At 41.4% G+C, this 1,575-nt stretch carries 2 protein-coding genes; both read right to left on the bottom strand.

The features are described 5' to 3' along the window. Positions 1–3 precede the first annotated feature (3 nt). Entirely contained in the window at positions 4–321 is a 318-nt protein-coding gene (locus tag A3729_RS01685) for a DUF1244 domain-containing protein (RefSeq protein ID WP_231872145.1), read from the bottom strand. A 108-nt stretch (positions 322–429) separates the two neighbouring features. Then, positions 430–1,575: bifunctional diguanylate cyclase/phosphodiesterase (locus A3729_RS01680; RefSeq protein ID WP_156497576.1), on the bottom strand; the 1,146-nt coding region annotated here is incomplete at its 5' end.

Raw genomic sequence — 1,575 nt, 5'->3', positions numbered from 1 at the left:
GATTTACTTCTGCTTCGCTTCAAAAGCTTCGAGCTGCTGAGGCGTTGCCTTCAATTGATGCTTCTCTTTCCATTCAGAATAAGGCATACCATAAACGGCTTTACGCGCCTGATCATAGTCAATTTCAACACTTTGCTCTTCGCCAGCGGCCATGTACCATTTTGCTAAGCAGTTACGACAGAAGTCAGCCAGAATCATTAGGTCGATATTTTGCACTTCTTTGTGGTCGTCAAAGTGTTTTAGCAGTCGACGAAAAGCGGCCGCTTCGATCTCGGTACGTTGTTGATCGCTCATATTTTCAAATGCGGTATTTACAGACATATTATCCCTTAATATTGTTTAATTAGTGCGCCAAGGCTATCGGTTTTTTTGTAGATAGTATCAGAAGCACGCTTATTTTTTCTGAAATGTGCGCCACAAATACTGGGCTCACTGAGACTTTACTTCAGACTCTAAGTAGTCGAGCAAAAATTCTTGCTCTAGAGGTTTGGAAAAGTAATAACCCTGCAGTTTTTCCACGCCTAACTCAACGAGTTTACGACACTGAGCCTCAGTTTCCACCCCCTCAGCCACAACATCAAACTTGAGCAAGCGCGCGGCATGCGTAACAGCTGTCACAATAGCAAAACCACTCGTATCCAACTTCGTGATAAATGATCGATCAATTTTTACCGTATTTACCGCTAAATCCTGCATAGCGGATAATGAAGAGTATCCTGTTCCAAAGTCATCAATCGAAACTTTGATACCACGTGACTGTATAGCCGAAATGGTCTCCATCATCTTTTCAGTATCTTTGGCAAATACTGATTCTGTAATTTCCAAGTAGATGAGCGAAGGGTCAATACCACTTTCTTGTACAGCTTCATCAACTATGCTCAAGAAGTCAGAATCCTCTAATTGAATCACTGAAACATTAATACAAACTGAAACCCGCCTCAGACTTTGCCACGCAAGCNCAACTTTACACGACTCTTTAAGAACCCATACGCCTATTCGATGTATTGAACCGTACTGTTCAGCAATTTTGATGAACTCATCAGGAGGGATGCTCTTACCTTCAAAATCCCATCTCAATAAAGCTTCAAATGCGATGTTCTTACTATTATTTGTTGATACGATCGGTTGAAAAACAAGACGCATCTGATCCTTATCAATCGCATCATTTAATCCTTTTTTCAGTTCAAGCTCATATTGGTGTTTAGCTTCCATTTCTGGTGTGAACACACAAACTTTTGAGGGTTTTGTTTTTTTCTGGTGATACATTGCCGTATCAGCAAACTGAATCAACCTGCTTTCAGAGCGCTCATGCTCGGGATATAAGCTAATCCCAACCGTCGCGCTAACCGGCAATATCCCCTCATTTGATTGANGTTCATGAGATAAAATTTCAATTATCTCGTAGGCCTGTGAGATGGCTTTTTCACTACTACAATCTTCAATGGCAATCAGGAACTCATCACCGCCCCAACGGCATAACAAACTTTCATTGGCAACTTTTTCACGAAGCCGTCGAGCACTTTCTTCTAAAATTTGATCCCCTACCTTATGCCCATAGGTATCGTTTACTTTCTT

The organism is Oleiphilus sp. HI0043, from assembly GCF_001634935.1.
Note: the sequence above shows the minus strand (reverse complement) of the source record. Positions and strands in the feature narration are given on the sequence as shown.

What these genes read in the sequence shown, in the direction of transcription:
- A3729_RS01685 (WP_231872145.1), bottom strand. Translation starts at nt 321, where the DNA reads ATGTCTGTAAATACCGCATTTGAAAATATGAGCGATCAACAACGTACC.